Raw genomic sequence first — 18,717 nt, 5'->3', positions numbered from 1 at the left:
GGCTTAAGTACGCTCAGTTAACCAAGCTGTAACGCTATCTAGTGCAGCAGCAAGGTTTTGTGGCTCACTACCACCGGCTTGTGCCATATCTGGACGGCCGCCACCTTTACCACCTACTTGGCCTGCCATGTGGTTAACTAACTCACCGGCTTTTACTTTGCCTGTTAAGTCTTTAGTTACACCAGCAATTAGGCTTACTTTGTCGCCACTGGCAACACCCAGTGCAATAACACCTGAGCCAATTTTGTTTTTAAGGTCATCAACCATACCGCGCAGTGCTTTAGATTCAGTACCTTCAACATTTGCTACAAGTAGCTTAATGCCGTTAATTTCAACAATCGAATCAAGTAAAGATGCACCCGCTGCACTTGCTAACTTATCGTTAAGTTGCGCAATTTGCTTTTCAAGACCTTTAGACTTTTCAAGTAACGCGGTTACTTTTTCAAGTACCGATGCGCTATCGCCTTTAACTAAAGCAGCTACATCATGTAATTGTTGCTCTTGCTCGCTAACATAAGCAACTGCATCAGCACCAGTTACCGCTTCAATACGGCGAACGCCTGCTGCAATACCGCTTTCAGATACTATTTTGAATAAACCAATATCGCCTGCGCGCTCAACGTGAGTACCACCACAAAGCTCAATAGAGTAGTCGCCAATAGTAACTACGCGTACTTCGTCATCGTACTTTTCGCCAAACAACGCCATAGCACCTTTCGCTTTAGCATCATCAATAGCCATAAGCTCAGTATTGAGTGCAAAGTTACGACGAATTTCGTCATTAACTACACGCTCAATTTCACGTAGCTCATCTTTAGTAACCGCTTCAAAGTGCGAAAAGTCAAAACGTAAACGATCAGGCTGAACAAGTGAGCCTTTTTGGCCTACATGGTCGCCTAATAATTGACGTAGTGCTTCGTGTAAAATATGTGTAGCTGTGTGGTTTTTCTTAATGCTATCGCGGCGTGCATCATCAATAGTCGCATCCACTTTATCGTTAACACCAATGCGGCCTTGCACAGTACCGTGGTGAGCAAAAGCATTACCAAGTTTAGTGGTATTAGTAACATTAAATTCGCCACCAGCAACTGCAATAGTACCCGTGTCGCCCGTTTGGCCGCCTGATTCAGCGTAAAACGGTGTGCGGTCTAATACTACAATACCTTGTTGACCATCTTCTAATAACTGAACAGCTTCGCCACCAGCAAAAATTTCTACCACTGTCGCGCTATGGTGTGTGCTGTCGTAGCCTTTAAACTCAGTAAGCTTTTCTGATTTTAATTGCTCGTTGTAATCAGCACCAAACTTACCCGCTTGTTGCGCTGTTTTACGTTGTACAGCCATGCATTCTTCAAAGCCCTGATGATCAATCGTCATCTGGCGCTCACGCGCAACATCGGCCGTTAAATCAGCTGGAAAACCATACGTATCGTAAAGTTTAAATACTAAGTCGCCCGGTATAATATCGCCTTTAAGGTCACTTAAGCTTTCTTCTAAAATAGCTAAGCCACGTTCAAGTGTTTTACCAAACTGTTCTTCTTCAATGCGTAATACTTTTTCGATAATTTCTTGTTGCTTAGCAAGCTCTGGGTACGCTTGACCCATTTGCTCAATTAGCGCAGCAACTAATTTATAGAAAAACGAACCTTGTGCACCTAGCTTATTACCGTGGCGCACAGCACGACGAATAATACGACGTAGTACATAACCACGACCTTCGTTAGATGGCATAACACCGTCAGAGATTAAAAACGCACACGAACGAATATGATCCGCCACTACGCGTAGTGACTTATCGTCCATATCTTGCGCGTTAGTTACACTTGCAGCTGCTGCAATTAAGCCTTGGAATAAATCGATTTCGTAGTTTGAATGCACACCCTGCAAAATTGCAGAAATACGCTCAAGGCCCATTCCCGTATCAACAGACTGCTTAGGTAGAGGCAACATTGTACCGTCGCTTTGACGGTTGTATTGCATAAATACAAGGTTCCAAATTTCGATGAAACGGTCGCCGTCTTCCTCTGGAGTGCCCGGAGGTCCGCCCCAAATATGCTCACCATGGTCATAAAATATTTCAGAACACGGACCACATGGACCAGTATCGCCCATAGACCAAAAGTTGTCAGAGGTCGCAATACGAATAATACGATCTTCACTTAAGCCAATATCTTTTGACCAGTACTCAAACGCTTCTTCATCATCGTGATAAATAGTAACAAGCAGTTTTTCTTGAGGTAATTTAACAACCTCAGTTAAAAACTCCCACGCAAACTTAATCGCGTCTTGCTTAAAGTAATCGCCAAAGCTGAAGTTACCTAACATTTCAAAAAATGTATGGTGGCGAGCAGTGTAGCCTACGTTTTCTAAATCGTTATGCTTACCGCCAGCACGTACACAGCGCTGCGAGCTTGTCGCACGTGTATAAGGGCGGCTTTCTGCGCCTAAAAATACATCTTTAAATTGCACCATGCCGGCATTGTTAAATAACAACGTGGCATCGTTACCCGGTATAAGCGAGCTAGAAGGTACTATTTGATGTTGCTTGCTGGCAAAAAAGTCTAAAAACTGTTGCCTAATTTGTGCGGTAGTCATGTGCTGCATTTGAAAGTCTCACCTGTATTTACTGTGCTTGCATTGCAAAATTAATTTCATCGTAGCTAAAACCCCGATACATTAAGTAGCGCACGCGCTTAGCTTTATCTTTGTAATCGAGATCTGGCGGTGTATTCGAATATTTTTTATTGTACGCATCCTGCGCAAGCTCAAACCAATCTATTTCAAGCTCTTCAACTACCATTTCAAGTAGCGAACGATCAATCCCTTTGCCCATAGCTTCGCTTTGTATTCGCTTAAGCCCGTGGCATTTAAATATGTGTTTTCTTACAAAGCCTTCACAGTATCGCTGCTCGTTAATAAAATTGTGCTTTTCGCACCAATCAAGCAGCGTTTCAATAAACTCTTCTGTCGCTTCTTTTTGCTGTAATTTGAGCGTTAACTCACGACGCGAATATTCTTGGCGCCCTAGTAACCAAAGTACATAGTTTTTTAGTTTTTGCTTTAATTTATCATCCATTAAGCGTCAAAACGTCCGCTTGTTTCACTGCTAAGTGGCTTAACATTAATGTCGTCACTTAATGGTACAACAGGCATAAAAATGGCTTGATAAGATACAAAAAAGCTAATGTAGCAAATCGGCATTAAAATCAACAGTGGTAAGAACGATAAGAACATTGAAAGCGCCATAAATAATGCGCAAATAAGGCCAAAAACGCCAAGTGGCAAAATATTATGATAAAACACCATTAACGACTTTTTAAGCGCCGTTAAAATGCGTGTTTCTTTACTAAAATAAACAAGTGGCACAGCGTACGCAAATGCCGTTAAATAAATTAGCATTGCCATAAAAAATAAAATTACATTCGCGCCCGAAATACTCTCAAGCATTTGCTCAAGTGCTACGTTTGGATCAAGTCCTGGTTGGCTCATAACAGCCACTGCATCGGCAAATAAGCCATTAGCAAGTAACGCCATTAAAATACCCGCACCCATTTGATAAAGTGCTAAACGTAATAACCCTAAACGATTTCCCTTAGCCGTAAATGGCTTGAGAATATCGGCTAGCATAATTTTTCCGCCCTGTTGCTTACTAAGCACCGCTTGGTAAAACCCTGCGGTTAAAAATGGCGTAGCGAGTGCTGCTACTACTTGCAGCAGCGGTAAAAATAAAGACAGCAGCCCTACAATGCCAATAAATAAATGCATAAAAATAAAGGTTGCTGGCTGGGTTTTAAAAATAAGCCATCCGGCTTTTAACCACTTTAGCCCTGCATCGGCTTTAAAAATTCGTAATTGTGTAGACATACTTGCTCTTAATTTAAAACGAAACACGCCAAGTATAACTTGGCGTGAGGGGGGATTAATAGACGAAACGTAATTAAATGATTAAGGTTTTTTAATTTTCTTAATATCTAACATATGCGCGCCATGCTTAATTTTTGTTTCTAGGTACGATTTATTACCCGCAACACCCGCTTTAATGTGCGCATGTGTGCCCACAACCGAGTCAACATTAATACCGGCATCTTTTAATGCATTAAGCTTTTTAGGATTATTAGTCATTAATTTAACGTGACTTAAATTAAGCGCATTGAGCATTAATACCGCATCCGAAAAGTCACGTAAATCATCAGCAAAGCCTAAATGATTATTAGCTTCGTAGGTGTTCATACCTTGCGATTGCAATACGTAAGCGTCTATTTTGTTGTATAAACCAATGCCACGGCCTTCTTGGCGTAAATACAATAAAATACCGCCTTGCTCGTGCATCATTTCAATACATTCATTTAGCTGCTCGCCGCAATCACAACGCGATGAGTAAAATACATCGCCCGTTAGGCATTCTGAATGCATACGAATTAGCGGTACATCTTGCTCTGTATCGGCGTTGTTAAACACCATAGCAATATGTTCTTTACCATCTTTTAAATCAGTAAATGAGATTATTTCTGCAGGGATATCACTATTTCTGCCAACTTTAAGCTGGACTCTTGCTCTTACTTGCGCCACGACAAATCCAAATATTTAAATAACTACGACACGACAATAAAGTGATAGTATCACAAAATAGGATAAATACACCGTAGTACAAGACTGTTTATGGCAAATATATGGCGACGACAGGCGTTATTTTCAATGATTGTTAAGCAATTAATAACCCGAATATTACAACCTCGCTTGTTTACTTTAATTTACCTAAAATAATGACAGGCCTTGATAGTTTTGGTAATTTTATGGGCTGATAAATAATAGGGATTATTATGAAGCACCAACAGCTCGCCATATCGATAGGATTAAGCTTATTAGCCTTTGCTAACTGCACTTTCGCAAACCAAGTAAATAGCATTCAAGTTGTATCTGCAAACGCCGAAGAAACTGACTCAGCATTTGTTGCAGCCAAAGAACAAGCTGAAAAAGAAGCACAACTTGCCTATCAAAAAGGGCTCGCTCTATATGGAGAAAATAGCAATGAAACGGCGAACCTTGCTATTAACTACGCCAAAGCCATCAATAATTATACTGCAAAGAACATTATGGTTATAGGGAATGGCAATGAAAAGAAACGGTTTGATTTGTATTCACAGGCCCACCGTATTTTAGTTAAAAACTATGGTGAAAACTCAATAGAGACTATGGATACGCTACTAGCCAAAGCCACTCATACCAATAAATCATATATCGCAGTCAAAAACTTTGAGCAACTCATTAAAATCGCTGAATTACAAAATATCCCAGGCCTTGTCGCCAATATGCAATTTGAAGCTGCAGAAACATTACTTTATAGGTTTAGCCATAGCGAATACTCTTTAGCGAAAATATACGCTCAAGATGCAGATAAATATTACCAAGCCCAGCTACCTGATAATGCAGTAGAGCGTATAAAGTCTGACCTTTTAATGGTTTCATTTGAGAGTGGCCGTAAAGATTACGACAAAGCAACTAAAAGGCTAAACCGTATAGTTGGCTTATTTGATAAATATAAAAATTTAGATCAAAGCTTTGAGCTTAATGCGCATGTTGGCTTAGTTCAGCTATATGAAAAACAAGATGAAAGCGATAAAGCGACTAAACACGCCTTAGCCTTTGCTAAAAATACGCACTGGAAAAATACCTCAGAGCAAAATCCACTCTACATAACCGAGCCTATATACCCTCGCGGTGAAACTAAAAGTCATGTAATAGTTATATTAGAGATTACAGTTGATACCCATGGCTTTGTGCAAAGTCCTAAGGTTATTAGTTCTGAGGGTTCTAAAGCATTTGAAAAATCAGCGATAGCCGCTGTTAAACAATGGCGTTACGCTCCAAAGTTTAAAAATGGAAAACCTGTAAATGCAACAACACAAGCTGAACTGTATTTTGAAAGCCTTTAAGTAGTTTTACCATTCAGTCAAAAATTATATAAATAAGAAACTGTTGTAATTACGTCAACCTAGTTTCAATTTAAAAGTTAATAGGGATTATTATGAAACGTCAGCAACTCGCTTTATTTATCGGTTTAAGTTTGTCTACTTTAAGCGCAACAACTTTAAGCACTACAGCATTCGCCAGCCAAGCAAGCGATCCTCAAACGGTATTTAACCAAGCATACCAAAGCTATTTAGCAGCAGTTAAAGCAGACGAAAACGTACAACAAACTGCCAAACTTGCTTACACATCAGGTAAAGCCGTTTACGGTAAAAGCGACGACAATACTGCTAACTTAGCTATTAACTACGCTAAAGCTATTAAAGGCTACGGCGATGAGCTAAACGAACAACGTTTTGCACTTTATGATGAAGCACATACTATTTTAGCTGCAAACCACGGCAAACAATCAATAGAAACAGTTGATGCACTGCTCGGAAAAGCTAACTACACAACATCAGCTTACAAAGCAGCTAACTTTTTAGAACAAGTAATAGGTATAGCTAAAACACAAAATAACCCTAAGTTTGTAGCCGACATGAAACTTGAAGCTGCAACGCTACTGGCTAAAAAGTTTAGTTCTAAAAAATATCGTGAGGCTAAAAACTACCTAGAAGAAGCCGACGAATACTACCAAGAAAACTTACCTAAAAACTCACTAGAGCGCATAAAAGCCGATTTTTTAATGGCCTCATTCGCAGAGGGTCGTAAAAGATACAATCAAGCGATTGAAAGGCTAAACCGTATAGTTACTGTATTCGATAGTAACTTAAACTTTGATCACAGTGCAGAGCTAACAGCTCATTCAAAGCTTGTAGGTCTGTACGAAAAGCAAGGTAAAAGCGAAGAAGCAACTAAACATTGCCTAGCTATCGCTCAAATGGTGCCATGGAAAGAATCGCAAGAGCAAACACCACTCTATCGTGTTAATCCTAAATACCCAGTTAACAAAGCCAGATTTAGTACCGATGGTAGCGTTGTTATGGAGTTTGAGGTAGACGCAGCTGGCTTTGTAAAAAACCCAAAAGTACTTAGCTCAGAAGGCGGCAGCGCATTTGAAAAATCAGCCAAAGCAGCGCTTGAGCAATGGCGTTACGCGCCAAAGTTTGAAAATGGCAAACCTGTTAGCGCTATTTCTCAGGTACAACTCGACTTTAAAATTAACCGCCACTAAAAGCGGCTCATTAAAAAAGGCGCTTTAAGCGTCTTTTTTAATACCAACTAATACAAATTCTACGTAGTTAAAATTCATAACTTACGCTAATTCCGCCATCGGCTCTTTTTTCATTGCTATCGCTTGCTTTACCGTAGCCCACATCTAGCTTTAATCTAAAACCAGCGCTGTTCAATCCATTAAAGTTGTAGTTGTACGTAAGCCCTATACCATTTGTTGTTTCTTCATCAAAAATACCGCCAATTACACAACCTAGCGTATTAGCAAAGTCAGTTGCTACATCATTAGTTGAACTTTCACACTCTTGGTCTGTATCTCTTGCACCAATAGCGCCCACAAGTACGCCAAAAGCATGTTTTTTATTATCGCTAACTGCTTGTTCAAAACCGGCAGAAAATCCATCATCAAGGCCTAGTTTATAGTTTGCATACCAGCGTTGTGTGTCGTCGTTAGCCGATAAAGATACCTCAGGAATAACTAAGTAAGGATAGCCACCCCCAATCGAAAAACTAACATCATTAGCAAAAGTAGAACAAGAAGCGATAGATAAAGTGAGTAGTAATATTTTTATTTTCATAAAGTTCCCTTTGAGTAAGTATAAAATGTACTTACTTTAGGGACGCCATGCAATACGACTAAAAGCTCGTTAAATTTAGCTTTAGTAATAAAATAGGGATTAAATTTTAGCGAGTATTTTATCGCTAGCCGCTTCTATTAAATTGAGCACATTCTCAAAGCCATCATCGCCGCCGTAATAGGGATCGGGAATAGCGCTTTGGGCTTGCTCGCCATATTCTAAAAACAGCGCTAATTTGTACTGTAGATGCTCAGGGCACTGGGCTTTTAAATCAGCTAAATTTTGCGTATCGGCCGCTAAAATTAAATCAAACTCAGTAAAGTCGCTTGTACGCACTTTACGTGAATAAATACCTTTAAAGCTGTAACCGCGCTTCTCCCCTGCTGCCATTGAGCGACTATCAGGCGCTTTACCTTCGTGATAGCCAATAGTGCCCGCCGAATCAACTTTAACGTTAACACCTAGCTTTTTAGCGCGGGCTTTTAATACCGCCTCTGCGGTTGGCGAGCGGCAAATATTACCTAAACACACTATGAGTACTTTTTTCATTGAGGCTCCTCTAACTAATTTAAAAACCTAAGCTTTAAAACTGTTTTAAAATGCTTTCATCGTAATCTTCAACATTAAGCGTTACGTTATGTTGCGCTGCAACAGATTCAAGCTCAGCTTGTTTAATGGCTAAATCGTCCATGGTGATTAGGTTATCGTCTAGTTGCCACAATAACCGAGAGCCCGCGTAGCTATAATGAATCGCCAATAACGCATCGGCATTACCTTCACGGCCAGCGGCTTTTAACTTAGCCATTTTACGGGTTATTTTATTAAGTGCTTTTTTAAGCTCCCACACATAAACAACTTCAGTCATAAAGCTATGTGTACGGTATTTATTAAGTAACCACGCAAGCCCAACGCTTGTAATAGCAACGCCTATTAAGTTCCAATGAAAGTGGCTACCACTTTCATCAGGAAATAAAGCAATCAGCGTTTGCGATATAGCCAAGCTGCCTACAGCCAAACCAATACCACATCCTGCAATAACACGGTTTAAATGTTTACGATAACGCGCTTTATTTATTTCAATGAGTTGCATAACAGCCTAAAAAGTTAATAAGTAAAAGAATGCGAATGGCTATTGTAACTAAACCCCAGATTTTTTATAAAATTATTTCACCCCTTTTTGATTTGCCACCCGTTATAGCTTTGAAAACACCCTAATGCGTTAATTTGGAGCGGCTTATGCACACACTTGAAGTACCTAACAACCCAGTATTTATTAAAACATCAACTGCCGTTATTGGCGGTGCCGTAATGACCTTTGCAGCTTTTGCGTTTATGCAATATTTAATAAGTGGCGAGCAACGCGCACCGGTTAAACCAGGGGACGATTTTATAGTAGAGATTTTTCAGGCACCTGAGGATTCAAAAGTAAGGCATATACAAAAAATACAGCCACCACCGCCAATGCCTAAAGTGCCGCCAAAAGCACCACCGCTTGATACATCAGCCGATCCTGTGTTGGCGATTAGCGACTTTACGCCAGTTACAATTGACGATTTTGGTGGCGACATTAACAATACCATTAATCGCCCAACAGGGGATGCAACACCCATAGTGCGCATAAACCCTAAATACCCAACCACAGCCGCGCGCGATGGTATTGAAGGTTGGGTGCAACTAAGCTTTAGTATTTCGCCAACGGGGGAAGTAATCGACCCAGTAGTTATTAACGCCGAGCCAAAACGTACCTTTGATCGCGAAGCAATACGAGCCATTAAACGCTGGAAATATCGCCCCAAAGTAATTGAAGGTGTGGCACAATTACAAACAGGTCAAACTGTACAGCTCGATTTTAAATTAGATAACTCTATTTAACGGACTAAACGCCTATGCTACTAAGTATTAAGTCATGGTTATTTGAAACGCCAAGCAAGGACTGCATGGCAAGTTACGCAAAAAGTGGCGACAATCGATACTTAGAGCAGCTTATTGCCCTCTACAGTAACGACTTATACCACTACCTTGTTACGCAATCTAATACGCATTTAGCATACGACGTAAGCCAACAAACATGGCTAAAAGTAATCGAAAAACGCCACCTTTACCAAGCCCAAACCACACCAAAAGCGTGGTTATTTAAACTTGCCCGCAACACACTCATTGACGAATACCGCAGGCAACAGCACTTTGTAGAGCTTGACGAAAACACGCATTTAGCAACACAAAATGATAAAAGCGAAAGCGATTTAAATAATGGTGACTTAACTAGTCGAGACTCGCATATAGGCAGCTCAAACATAAGTTACGAAGCGTTCGACGCCGCGCTAAAACAACTCAGCTTTGTACAGCGCGAAGCCATAACCTTGCAACAAGAAGGCTTTTCGCTCACCGACATAGAGCTTATAACGCAAAGCAGCCTTGAGACCATTAAAACAAGGCTGCGTTATGCCAAGCATAACCTTAAACGTTTATTAGGAGCAAACAATGAACAAGCCTGATGAGCCGTTTGATCAAAAGCTCACACAACACTTTAAAGAGCGAAAAGCGCGCACTACACTTACAAGCGCTCAGCAAAAAGCGCTACTTAATAACGCTGTGCATGCAAAGCCTAAAAAGATCGGCTTTACGCTACAGCTAACCAGCCTAGCCTGCGCACTGGGTGTGTTTGCCTTTATTGTGTTTGATAATAACAACGTAATAAATACAAAGCCTAAAACCGTACTTAACAGCGTATTTAACACCATAGACATTCACGACTATTCAATTATAAAAACACACGAAATAAACCAAGCTGGTAACTACGCAAGCTCTATTACGGAACAAAAACACGCACTCGACAGCCAATTAGCTAACGATTTACGCCGCCACCAACAACGTCACATAGAATACGGCACTCTAGTGAAGGTAGATAACGACTGGTACATAGCCAGCTGTAATGATGAAGTACTCGTGCAAATTAAGCATTCGCTGCTCAGTGATTTAAAAGGGAAGCATGCAGTGGAAAGTGGTCTAAATATGGGTGATATGCTGGCTATGGCACATAACGGCAAAGGGCAAATTATAGCGCTTAAACATGCGGGAGCTGGGGTTAGGCAATGTGGGGCTTAGGTGGCTTGATTAGTGGTAATTTATATAGAGATTGACACTTAGTACGAATATATATCCTATATAAAGCATTTAATAATATGAGTGTTTTTTACAGTATTAGCTATTGTCTCTAATATCCTCTTCTAAATCCTTGATCAGATGCCGTACTCTTTTAGTAAATAAAGAATTCACCGTATCGGGCGTTAGTGCTTCGATTGTCGCAACATCCATGTAGCTCGATAATAAACTTCTTTTCTCTGCTAATGTATATCCATCAAAGTTAATAATATACTTGTGATTTTCAATCACATCTCTTGCACACTCTTTATAAGCTTTGGAGAATTTTTTTTGGTTAATAATTGTATTTAACTTCGACTGCTTGAGCAGTTTTTTTACAGTAGCATCAAGCCTATATAAAACTGTTTCATCTTCCATTTGAGAGTAATAAAAAAGCCATCCTCTTCGCTTGCCTTCATATATACAACCAGTAATTCTTAAATTTAATTTATTTTCCGTTATATATTTTTTAGCTTGAGGTATGTGTTTATGAGCATTTAAAATTTTAGCTATAGAGTTCTCTACCCTCCAAATAGATTCCTTTTTAACCGTAAGCCTACGCTTATTAATCCAATATCCTAAAAAATCAAAGCTTTCGTTTAAAGACCCAATTTTGGTTTTACTGCCCAGATTATCATAATGATGGCACTCCAATTTTAATGATTTAAAGTCATCTATAATTTTATCCAAAAGTATCTTTGGCCTATTTTCTTCAGAAAATATCAATATATCATCGACATACCGATTGTAAGAAATTAGTGCAGAACCTTTGTATGTATTATCAATATCACTAACATACATTTCTGCTAGGATATTAGAAATTGAAAGTCCTTGAGGGACACCCTGAGTGCTAGCTTTCACACCAGTAGGGTTAGTAAGAGCTTTATTAATTAAATCCCTAGCTTCATTACTTTTAATTTTATTAAATGTTTTATTCAGCAATAAATCGTGTTCGATACTTGGGTAAAAGTTTTTTATATCAATTTTGATAAAAGATTTATAACACGTTTTTTTAACGTCTTGCTTAATCTTATCCAGCATTATTTGGGGAATAAGAGTTTTTGAACTTTCAGGGAAAATCCCTTGAAGAAACAAATGAAGCGCTTTTAAAACAAGCCGATCCCTGACTGTAGGTATCGATATCACTCTTGGATATTTCTCGGCACCTTTTGAAATCAACTTTTCCTTGTATTTACTAAACTTATATTTTCTGGTGTGGACTTTCCTAACTATCAGATCTATTTCTGATTCATAGTTATATCTTTCATTAGCATTAATTCCATCAACCCCAGTAGAAGGAGTAAAATGGATATATTTTAGATAAACATTTGTAAGATTTTTTTTCTCAAATATAGCGTTAAAAAACTCACTTTCATTCATAAAGAAACCACACAAAAGACAGGCAAGGTGTAAGCTAAAGTAATGAATGAAGTACGGACAAAAACATAAACATAAAGCCTTAACACTTCAAAAAAAGATAAGTTCCTACTACAATTTTTATCAGCTTCAAAATGAACAAAGTAAAGCATGTCAAAGGGTCTGTGGTTCTCTACTGAATCAAGGAGAGCCTGATAATCCCCTTGAATCTCGAAAAAATTATTTTTCGAATCACATAAAGAAAGCTCAGACACTAGCCCTTGCATTTCAATGTAATTCTTTTTCAACTTTTCATATCTAGCTTTTAAATTCAATTGAGGAATGAATAACGAAAGAGTAAAGACGGCTCCAGTAGTAAGAACCATTATTATATCTGTATTCAGATTAAAAAAGTCTGGGTTTTTAATTAAGTATACCGAAAAAGAAAAGGTTAGAAAGGAGTACCATACTAGTATTAAATTTGAATGGAAATAATTAGACAGGAGCCTTTCCGAAGCTCTAATCCTGCATTTTCTAGTAAACCAGATTTGATCACTTAAACTACTTATATTTTTACTTAACTTACTATCCATGCAATAAAACTCCCTTAAAAAGCTCAAGATGGGTGTAGATACTTTTAGATAACATGCCGTTGAAGTTGACATTTTGGTTAAACCAAACACCTAAGTGTAGAGATTAGATTTGCCCACCTATATAAATAAGTGAACCTTGCCTTATCAGACATAAGGCAAACTGAAGCTACAACAACTTAACTTCAATCCCATCAAGAGCCTGTTAATACTAATTTAAAATGTATTTTTCATCAACGATTTAGAACAAGCTTTCATAATTAACTAGAAACACTAGTGTTTAGCTTTTAACACTTTTACAGCAAAATAATGAATTTTTATTCGCGCTTTGGCTCTTCTTCCATGGTAAACGTTATAAAAACTTAACCTATATCTAATATTAATTATGGGCTAGCGCCCGCAAGCTGTCCGCCAACAAGAAACACTATATAACTAGCTTTGGGTGTGCTCATTTTATTGGAGATCCGTTGGGTTTCGTGCCACTCAACCCAACCTACTTAGCTATAAAAGTACTGTCATCACCTAATAAATCATTGTTAATGATTACTGCTTTAAAAGTCGTTTTTCTGGATTGTTTAAATACTTTAAGCCAATGGTAACTATGCGTGTATGCACCATGGTTATAACGCGTATTTGCACATTGCCAATAACAACAATAGCGCCTTTACTGACTTCTCCTGAAAGCTTTTGGTTGATCACTTCTTCCAAGCTTATGCCCTCTGGGGCGTCTATTTGCATGTGGTAGGAGTAAAATATATCGCCTACTAGCGTGACCCCTTTCACTTTAAGTTCGTTGTGGGCTAAGTGGCTGTCTTGATGGTTTGTTTTATCGGTTGCTGTAAAAACTAAATCAACAAAAGGTCTGTTATCTGGTTTTAAAACAACAAATAAGTGATCGTTTGGTTTTAACTTAGTTGATCCTCGTGGCGGTATGATTGACGGCCCCCGTGTGATCATAGCAACAACTACACTTTCAGGAAGTGCAGCATGTGACAAGCTGCGCCCAGAAACCCGAGAAACATCACTTAAGGTGTATTCTACAATTTCTATATCAATATCGTTTAGTGCTGTGATTTCGAGTGTTGCAGCGGCTAGGTCGGGCGGCGGCTCTACTAAGTTTAGTTTTTTAGCCATCCAAGGCATTGTTGAGCCCTGTAACGTGGCTGAAATTAACACTACGAAAAAAACAACATTAAAAATAAGTTCAGCCCCTGAAAGGCCAAATAGTAATGGGAATATAGCTAAAATAATGGGTACTGAGCCTCTAAGCCCGACCCAAGATACAAACAGGGTTTCGCGATTGTTAAAGCCAAACAGTTTTAAAATAGGAGCTACAGCTAATGGGCGAGCAACAAAAATGAGTGCCAGTGCAATAAGCAACCCTTCTAACCATACATCAACCAACGACGACGGATTAATAAGAAGTCCTAATACAACAAACATGGTTATTTGCCCAAGCCAGGCTAAGCCGTCATGAAACAGAAAAATACCGCGTTTATATACAAATTTGCTGTTACCTAAAATAACACCCGTTATAAATACAGCTAAAAACCCACTACCGCCGAGCGTTGCAGAAAGGCCAAATGAAAGCAGTCCAAATGCGGTTACCATTACTAAATACAAACCCGATGCATTTAGTTTAATTCGATTAATAAACCAAACCGATACCTTACCAATTAAAAGACCACAAATAGCGCCAACACCCATTTGTTGAGCAAATAACTGTAGTAAACCCAGCCCTATTGGCATGTCGTTAACGAGCATTTCGAGCAATCCAACCGTTAGAAAAATAGCCATTGGATCGTTCGAGGCACTTTCTATTTCAAGGGTAGATTTAAGCTTTTTATTTAAGTGAATACCCGCACTTCGTAAAAGCGCAAACACTGCGGCAGCATCTGTAGAGCCAACAATAGCGCCTAGTAAAACACCTTGTAATATGGGCAGGTCTAAAATATAAGTGGCCACAAGGCCTGTAATTACGGCGGTAAATAACACCCCAACGGTTGCTAAAGCAGACGCGGGTTTCCACACTTGTTTAATTGAACTGGTAGGCGTTTGTAAGCCGCCATCAAATAGAATAATGGCAAGCGCTAGAGTACCCAGAGCATGTGCGGCCTCTGCGTTGTCGAATGAAATACCTGCAATACCGTCTTCACCTGCGAGCATACCTACAAGTAAAAATAGCACCAGCACCGGTAAGCCAACGCGTGCAGATAACTTGCTCGAGATCACTCCTAGTAAAATTAATATGGCACTAACGAGAATGATATTATCAATTGCAAACATAGTGTGGATTTACAGCCTTATATGAGTTGAAAAGTAAGAATTTATAGCTATTAAAATGCTTAAAGCTCATGCTATACAATAACCTAAAAAATATAAATACGGGTAATTAAGTCTATATTTAAGTGGTTTAGATAATAGAGAGAGTGTTATTGAACTTAATATTACTTAGCTTAGCTCCATTCAACTTAATTTTATTTGTTTTTAAAAACAAAAAACCTGCAATTAAGCAGGCTTTTCAATAATCATAAGTTACAGGTATAACGTATTTACACTTTCTTTTAAAACGCTGCTTACAGTCTAATCTTATGAAAGTCCATGCTCGATATCCCTAAAGGTCCATTGACCATTAGGATCTGCTATATCAATTAACTCACACGCTTTTTTATTCCAAGCGGCTAGCCATGTAATATAATTTGTTAGTTGGTGATAAGCTCGGTCTGGCGCATCAGAGCGAATTCTAGACATTGAAAAACCTGAATACGTAGCACCACTTCCTACCCAACTAACAATTGATGAAACAGCTCCACCGCCTGGAACTACAAAACCAACAGTCGTTGTTACTAGCCCTAATATAGTCGCTGTTTTTTCAACAGCATTACCTGTCTTCATTATGTCGCCGCTTATAACAGGATGTAGCAAAGCCAGCAAGTTAACTGCTTGTGGCTGATTAGAAGCAACTGCAACATCATTTGACGTTTTTGAAGTATTTGTAGGTGCACCTCTTCCTCGCATTGCAGGAAGTAAGCTATTAAAGGATTTTTGGCTACTATTACTTGTTGAAAAAGTAACTGATTGTGTACTTAAGCCACCTGCTTTAACTCTTTTTTCATCGCGTGGTGTTACAGTTGATTTATAAGTTCGTTGTAATCGACGATAAACAGCTGCACTACATTGCGTCATTTGTATTGCTAAAGCAGCTTGATCTTTAAAGGCTTTACCAATTGCACGTTCAGAAAGTTGCGTTAGCTGTGTTTTTTTCTTTAGCGCATGTTGACCGATAATAATATCCATAAAAATGTCCTTATTTATTATTTAATTGTCGAAATCATATCATTTAAAGTTAGGTAGAGAAATCCTAAGAAGTTAATTTCTGTAATGATTTTAGGTATAAGAAAAATTACTTTTTGAGTATTTAACTTGTGTTTCTTTAACTGAGAAATACCTTATATTTAAACAATCACTATCTGTAAAAATAAGCCCTTCACTGGGCTAACTTAGTGAATTATCTGCGGCTTAACGTTACTAAAATCACTGTTAATCGTAATCTCTACATTATCAGGTTTTATAGCAACATCGCTTAGACCTGTACTAGTAAAATACTCTTCGAAGCTCTGCCGATACTCAAGATAAACCTGCTTATATGCAGTAATAAATAAACTCAGCTTTTTAGCTATAGTTGGATACTTAGCTGCAAGGTCTCGTAGCTTTTCAGGCTCAGAAAAAGCAAATTCGGCGAAAATATTAAAGTCGTTCTCAATATTAGTTTTACCGTAGGTAGATAAAAATCCATTTTCATAATCAGGCCCTATACTTCTATCTTGCGTTAAAGCCTCATAATTCGAGGAAGCAGGACTCCAACTTTCAGGCAACAGACCTTGCCATGCAAGATTAACAAAAGGGGAGCGTAAATAAATCAAAGAACTAAGCTCGTGATGAACTCCCCGTAACGAATTTCCATAATTGAAGTTAGTACCGTTCTTATCTGAGATATTTGCTAGTATTATAAAATTTCTTGAATATGTTCCCCCGCTTCAGCCCCCTCCATGAGCATAGGTCCTGAAATATAAATAGCATTAATAAATTTGGAAACAAAGCCTTCAGGATAAACCTCCAGCGCGGTTTCAATGCCATCAAGTGACTCTGAAGAATCCTCCAAAGAAGTGCTTTCCATTTCAAGTGTAGGCGGCTTGCCTCCAATTCCTAAAAATTGTTCAGGAAAAAATAAACGAGTATCGCCAGCCTTAATATCGAGCTGATATGTTTTTGCTAGTCTATTAGCTTGTTCTATTTCACTTTCTAGGTAAGAGCATGCGTTCAGAAATAATAAAAAACTAAAAAAGACAAAAGCTTTATTTTTCATTTAAACAATCCTTGTTTTATGCTCTAAAAAAGCCTGCATAGTTGCAGGCTTTTAGGTAATTATTATTGCTCGTTTATTAAAGCATTACTTCTATAGTACGCTCTTACAAAACAATTATGCTTGTTACTAAGTACGCTAAAAATGTAAGGCCACCACCAAATAAGGCGTACGGTAGCTGCGTTTTAACGTGGGTGAGTAAGTCACATCCCGATGCAATAGCCGATACAGCGCTGGTGTCGGATATAGGCGAGCAATGATCGCCAAATATACCACCACCCAAAATAGCACCAACAACAAGCGATGGCGGTAAACCTAGCGCTTGAATAAGTGGCACACCAATTGGAATTAATATAGCAAACGTACCCCACGATGTGCCCGTAGTAAACGACATTACTGCGCCGGTTAAAAACAGCACCGGTACTATTAAGTAAATAGGTAAGTAGTCGCCAACAAGTGACGCTACAAATACGCCAGTACCCAGCTCTTTTAAGCTTGCGCCAAGTGTAAGCGAAAGCAGTACAATGGCGACTAGCGGCATTAATTCGCCCATACCTTTAAAACCGGTATCAACTAACTGATGGTGCGTAAATTTACGCGAACCAATCATTAAAAAGTAAGCAACAACAATGGCTAAAACCGTTGCGTATAATACTGATTTAGAACCGCTGCCCTCGGCAAGTACACCATTACCTGTGTAATACATAAAGCCAACCATGCTGGTAATTAGCGTAATAAGCGGGATTAACATGTAACGCGCTTTAGAGGCTTTTATTTCATCTTTTACGTCGGTTGTTTGAAGCTCTAGTTTTTCTTCGGCTTCTTTCATTGGGCCGTGCACTTTATCGAACGCGATTGTGTAAAAAACAATGGCAAGGGTAATTATGGCGTAAAAGTTATACCCTACACTGCCCCACAATACCGATACAGCCGACTCACCTAGCTCGTAGTTACCTAACAAACCAAGTACAAATGCACCCCAGCCATTAAGTAGTATTAAAATACACACTGGCGCACTGGTGCTGTCAATAATATACGCTAGACGCGCTCGGCTCATTTTAAATTTGTCGAACAAGCCTCGCGATAAAATACCTGAGGTAAGTACGCTCAGGTTAGATTCTATAAACACCGCAATGCCGGTAAACATGGTTAAAAAGCCCACTTGGCGCTTACTTTTTGCAATGCCTTTGTTCATTAACATATTAACAGTTGCTGCAACGCCGCCAGATTCGCGAATGTAGGCAAGCAGTGCACCAATTAAAATACTAAATATTAATATGCGTGTATTACCTGGCGAGCTGGCAACCGAAATAATACGTTCAATGGTATTTAAAAAAGTGTCAAACAAGCTATTACCTTCGCCCTGAAAGGCGAGTAAAAACTCAGAAGAAGCAACAGCAACAAGTAGTGCCATAATCACTTCTTTTCGCCAAAACACGATAGCAATCGCAATTAGCGGCGGTAAAATAGAATACCAATGCATAAAAAGTTAACCTTAATTATTAGCGAGCCACTCTCGCTTTGTACGCGTTTTATCGCTTATTTGTTA

Annotated in this window: 19 protein-coding genes; 5 read left to right on the top strand and 14 right to left on the bottom strand. The window is 39.0% G+C overall.

All coding sequences use genetic code 11. From position 1 onward, the window contains the following. Positions 1-3 precede the first annotated feature (3 nt). From alaS to ribA, 4 genes are all read right to left on the bottom strand, one after another. Complete coding sequence (gene alaS / locus H5089_RS06840; protein WP_182711828.1) at positions 4-2,604, bottom strand: alanine--tRNA ligase; 2,601 nt, start codon at positions 2,602-2,604, stop codon at positions 4-6. Between the two features lie 19 nt (positions 2,605-2,623). Continuing rightward, a complete protein-coding gene (locus tag H5089_RS06835; protein WP_002961933.1) occupies positions 2,624-3,076 on the bottom strand; it encodes a regulatory protein RecX in 453 nt (150 codons plus the stop codon). Beyond that, positions 3,076-3,864: a BPSS1780 family membrane protein gene (locus H5089_RS06830; RefSeq protein WP_024595741.1), complete on the bottom strand. Its 789-nt coding sequence runs from the start codon at positions 3,862-3,864 to the stop codon at positions 3,076-3,078. Before H5089_RS06830 ends, H5089_RS06835 begins: the two co-directional genes overlap by 1 nt. A gap of 81 nt (positions 3,865-3,945) precedes the next feature. After that, complete coding sequence (ribA, locus tag H5089_RS06825; RefSeq protein WP_002961931.1) at positions 3,946-4,569, bottom strand: GTP cyclohydrolase II; 624 nt, start codon at positions 4,567-4,569, stop codon at positions 3,946-3,948. A gap of 251 nt (positions 4,570-4,820) precedes the next feature. Between ribA and H5089_RS06820 the strand changes: the two genes are divergently transcribed. Then, a complete protein-coding gene (locus tag H5089_RS06820) occupies positions 4,821-5,933 on the top strand; it encodes an energy transducer TonB (RefSeq protein WP_182711827.1) in 1,113 nt (370 codons plus the stop codon). A 92-nt stretch (positions 5,934-6,025) separates the two neighbouring features. Continuing rightward, entirely contained in the window at positions 6,026-7,141 is a 1,116-nt protein-coding gene (locus tag H5089_RS06815; protein WP_182711826.1) for an energy transducer TonB, read from the top strand. A gap of 67 nt (positions 7,142-7,208) precedes the next feature. Here the strand turns inward: H5089_RS06815 and H5089_RS06810 are convergent, their stop codons facing one another. The 3 genes from H5089_RS06810 to H5089_RS06800 all read right to left on the bottom strand — a co-directional run bounded on the left by H5089_RS06810 (position 7,209) and on the right by H5089_RS06800 (position 8,808). Further along, positions 7,209-7,718 (bottom strand): hypothetical protein, encoded by a 510-nt coding sequence (locus H5089_RS06810; RefSeq protein ID WP_182695422.1) that lies wholly within the window; start codon positions 7,716-7,718, stop codon positions 7,209-7,211. A gap of 99 nt (positions 7,719-7,817) precedes the next feature. Further along, on the bottom strand, positions 7,818-8,267 hold the full coding sequence (locus H5089_RS06805; RefSeq protein WP_182711825.1) for a low molecular weight protein-tyrosine-phosphatase: 450 nt from the start codon (positions 8,265-8,267) through the stop codon (positions 7,818-7,820). A gap of 34 nt (positions 8,268-8,301) precedes the next feature. Further along, positions 8,302-8,808, bottom strand: coding sequence for a DUF3087 domain-containing protein (locus H5089_RS06800; RefSeq protein WP_024606258.1), 507 nt, complete (start codon positions 8,806-8,808; stop codon positions 8,302-8,304). Positions 8,809-8,954: 146 nt separating this feature from the next. On the opposite strand from H5089_RS06800, the gene H5089_RS06795 reads away from it, so the two are divergent. From H5089_RS06795 to H5089_RS06785, 3 genes are read left to right on the top strand one after another with little or no spacing between them, the layout of a single operon-like run. Further along, positions 8,955-9,590: an energy transducer TonB gene (locus H5089_RS06795; RefSeq protein WP_182711824.1), complete on the top strand. Its 636-nt coding sequence runs from the start codon at positions 8,955-8,957 to the stop codon at positions 9,588-9,590. A 14-nt stretch (positions 9,591-9,604) separates the two neighbouring features. Beyond that, positions 9,605-10,213, top strand: a complete 609-nt coding sequence (locus H5089_RS06790; protein WP_259396061.1) for a sigma-70 family RNA polymerase sigma factor — start codon at positions 9,605-9,607, stop codon at positions 10,211-10,213. Beyond that, positions 10,200-10,823, top strand: coding sequence for a hypothetical protein (locus H5089_RS06785; protein WP_182711823.1), 624 nt, complete (start codon positions 10,200-10,202; stop codon positions 10,821-10,823). The genes H5089_RS06790 and H5089_RS06785 overlap by 14 nt, the downstream gene beginning before the upstream one ends. 96 nt (positions 10,824-10,919) lie before the next feature. Here the strand turns inward: H5089_RS06785 and H5089_RS06780 are convergent, their stop codons facing one another. From H5089_RS06780 to H5089_RS06755, 7 genes are all read right to left on the bottom strand, one after another. Beyond that, positions 10,920-12,239 carry a reverse transcriptase domain-containing protein gene (locus H5089_RS06780; protein WP_182711822.1) on the bottom strand — a complete coding sequence of 440 codons (1,320 nt, stop codon included), beginning with the start codon at positions 12,237-12,239 and terminating at the stop codon, positions 10,920-10,922. After that, positions 12,236-12,808 (bottom strand): SLATT domain-containing protein, encoded by a 573-nt coding sequence (locus tag H5089_RS06775; protein ID WP_182711821.1) that lies wholly within the window; start codon positions 12,806-12,808, stop codon positions 12,236-12,238. Before H5089_RS06775 ends, H5089_RS06780 begins: the two co-directional genes overlap by 4 nt. A 540-nt stretch (positions 12,809-13,348) precedes the next feature. Then, the gene (locus H5089_RS06770; RefSeq protein WP_182711820.1) at positions 13,349-15,091 is read right to left on the bottom strand and encodes a potassium/proton antiporter; all 1,743 of its coding nucleotides are present in this window, start codon (positions 15,089-15,091) and stop codon (positions 13,349-13,351) included. A gap of 303 nt (positions 15,092-15,394) precedes the next feature. Next, positions 15,395-16,102, bottom strand: a complete 708-nt coding sequence (locus tag H5089_RS06765; RefSeq protein ID WP_024599053.1) for a hypothetical protein — start codon at positions 16,100-16,102, stop codon at positions 15,395-15,397. A gap of 203 nt (positions 16,103-16,305) precedes the next feature. Further along, positions 16,306-16,728, bottom strand: coding sequence for a hypothetical protein (locus tag H5089_RS20270; protein WP_259396060.1), 423 nt, complete (start codon positions 16,726-16,728; stop codon positions 16,306-16,308). An 83-nt stretch (positions 16,729-16,811) separates the two neighbouring features. Further along, positions 16,812-17,171 (bottom strand): hypothetical protein, encoded by a 360-nt coding sequence (locus H5089_RS20265; protein WP_259396059.1) that lies wholly within the window; start codon positions 17,169-17,171, stop codon positions 16,812-16,814. Between the two features lie 103 nt (positions 17,172-17,274). Then, the gene (locus H5089_RS06755) at positions 17,275-18,651 is read right to left on the bottom strand and encodes a Na+/H+ antiporter NhaC family protein (protein WP_121953635.1); all 1,377 of its coding nucleotides are present in this window, start codon (positions 18,649-18,651) and stop codon (positions 17,275-17,277) included. Positions 18,652-18,717 lie beyond the last annotated feature (66 nt).

Origin of the sequence: Pseudoalteromonas sp. SR45-1 (assembly GCF_014163655.1) — a bacterium.
Classification (GTDB): Bacteria; Pseudomonadota; Gammaproteobacteria; order Enterobacterales; family Alteromonadaceae; genus Pseudoalteromonas; species Pseudoalteromonas distincta.
This window is presented reverse-complemented; position numbering and strand designations above follow the sequence as displayed.

What these genes read in the sequence shown, in the direction of transcription:
- H5089_RS06795 (WP_182711824.1), top strand. Translation starts at nt 8,955, where the DNA reads ATGCACACACTTGAAGTACCTAACAACCCAGTATTTATTAAAACATCA.
- H5089_RS06805 (WP_182711825.1), bottom strand. Translation starts at nt 8,267, where the DNA reads ATGAAAAAAGTACTCATAGTGTGTTTAGGTAATATTTGCCGCTCGCCA.
- H5089_RS06785 (WP_182711823.1), top strand. Translation starts at nt 10,200, where the DNA reads ATGAACAAGCCTGATGAGCCGTTTGATCAAAAGCTCACACAACACTTT.
- H5089_RS06770 (WP_182711820.1), bottom strand. Translation starts at nt 15,091, where the DNA reads ATGTTTGCAATTGATAATATCATTCTCGTTAGTGCCATATTAATTTTA.
- H5089_RS06820 (WP_182711827.1), top strand. Translation starts at nt 4,821, where the DNA reads ATGAAGCACCAACAGCTCGCCATATCGATAGGATTAAGCTTATTAGCC.
- H5089_RS06775 (WP_182711821.1), bottom strand. Translation starts at nt 12,808, where the DNA reads ATGGATAGTAAGTTAAGTAAAAATATAAGTAGTTTAAGTGATCAAATC.
- H5089_RS06765 (WP_024599053.1), bottom strand. Translation starts at nt 16,102, where the DNA reads ATGGATATTATTATCGGTCAACATGCGCTAAAGAAAAAAACACAGCTA.
- H5089_RS06780 (WP_182711822.1), bottom strand. Translation starts at nt 12,239, where the DNA reads ATGAATGAAAGTGAGTTTTTTAACGCTATATTTGAGAAAAAAAATCTT.
- H5089_RS06810 (WP_182695422.1), bottom strand. Translation starts at nt 7,718, where the DNA reads ATGAAAATAAAAATATTACTACTCACTTTATCTATCGCTTCTTGTTCT.
- H5089_RS06830 (WP_024595741.1), bottom strand. Translation starts at nt 3,864, where the DNA reads ATGTCTACACAATTACGAATTTTTAAAGCCGATGCAGGGCTAAAGTGG.
- H5089_RS06815 (WP_182711826.1), top strand. Translation starts at nt 6,026, where the DNA reads ATGAAACGTCAGCAACTCGCTTTATTTATCGGTTTAAGTTTGTCTACT.
- H5089_RS06800 (WP_024606258.1), bottom strand. Translation starts at nt 8,808, where the DNA reads ATGCAACTCATTGAAATAAATAAAGCGCGTTATCGTAAACATTTAAAC.
- H5089_RS06790 (WP_259396061.1), top strand. Translation starts at nt 9,605, where the DNA reads ATGCTACTAAGTATTAAGTCATGGTTATTTGAAACGCCAAGCAAGGAC.
- H5089_RS06755 (WP_121953635.1), bottom strand. Translation starts at nt 18,651, where the DNA reads ATGCATTGGTATTCTATTTTACCGCCGCTAATTGCGATTGCTATCGTG.
- alaS (WP_182711828.1), bottom strand. Translation starts at nt 2,604, where the DNA reads ATGCAGCACATGACTACCGCACAAATTAGGCAACAGTTTTTAGACTTT.
- H5089_RS06835 (WP_002961933.1), bottom strand. Translation starts at nt 3,076, where the DNA reads ATGGATGATAAATTAAAGCAAAAACTAAAAAACTATGTACTTTGGTTA.
- H5089_RS20265 (WP_259396059.1), bottom strand. Translation starts at nt 17,171, where the DNA reads ATGAAAAATAAAGCTTTTGTCTTTTTTAGTTTTTTATTATTTCTGAAC.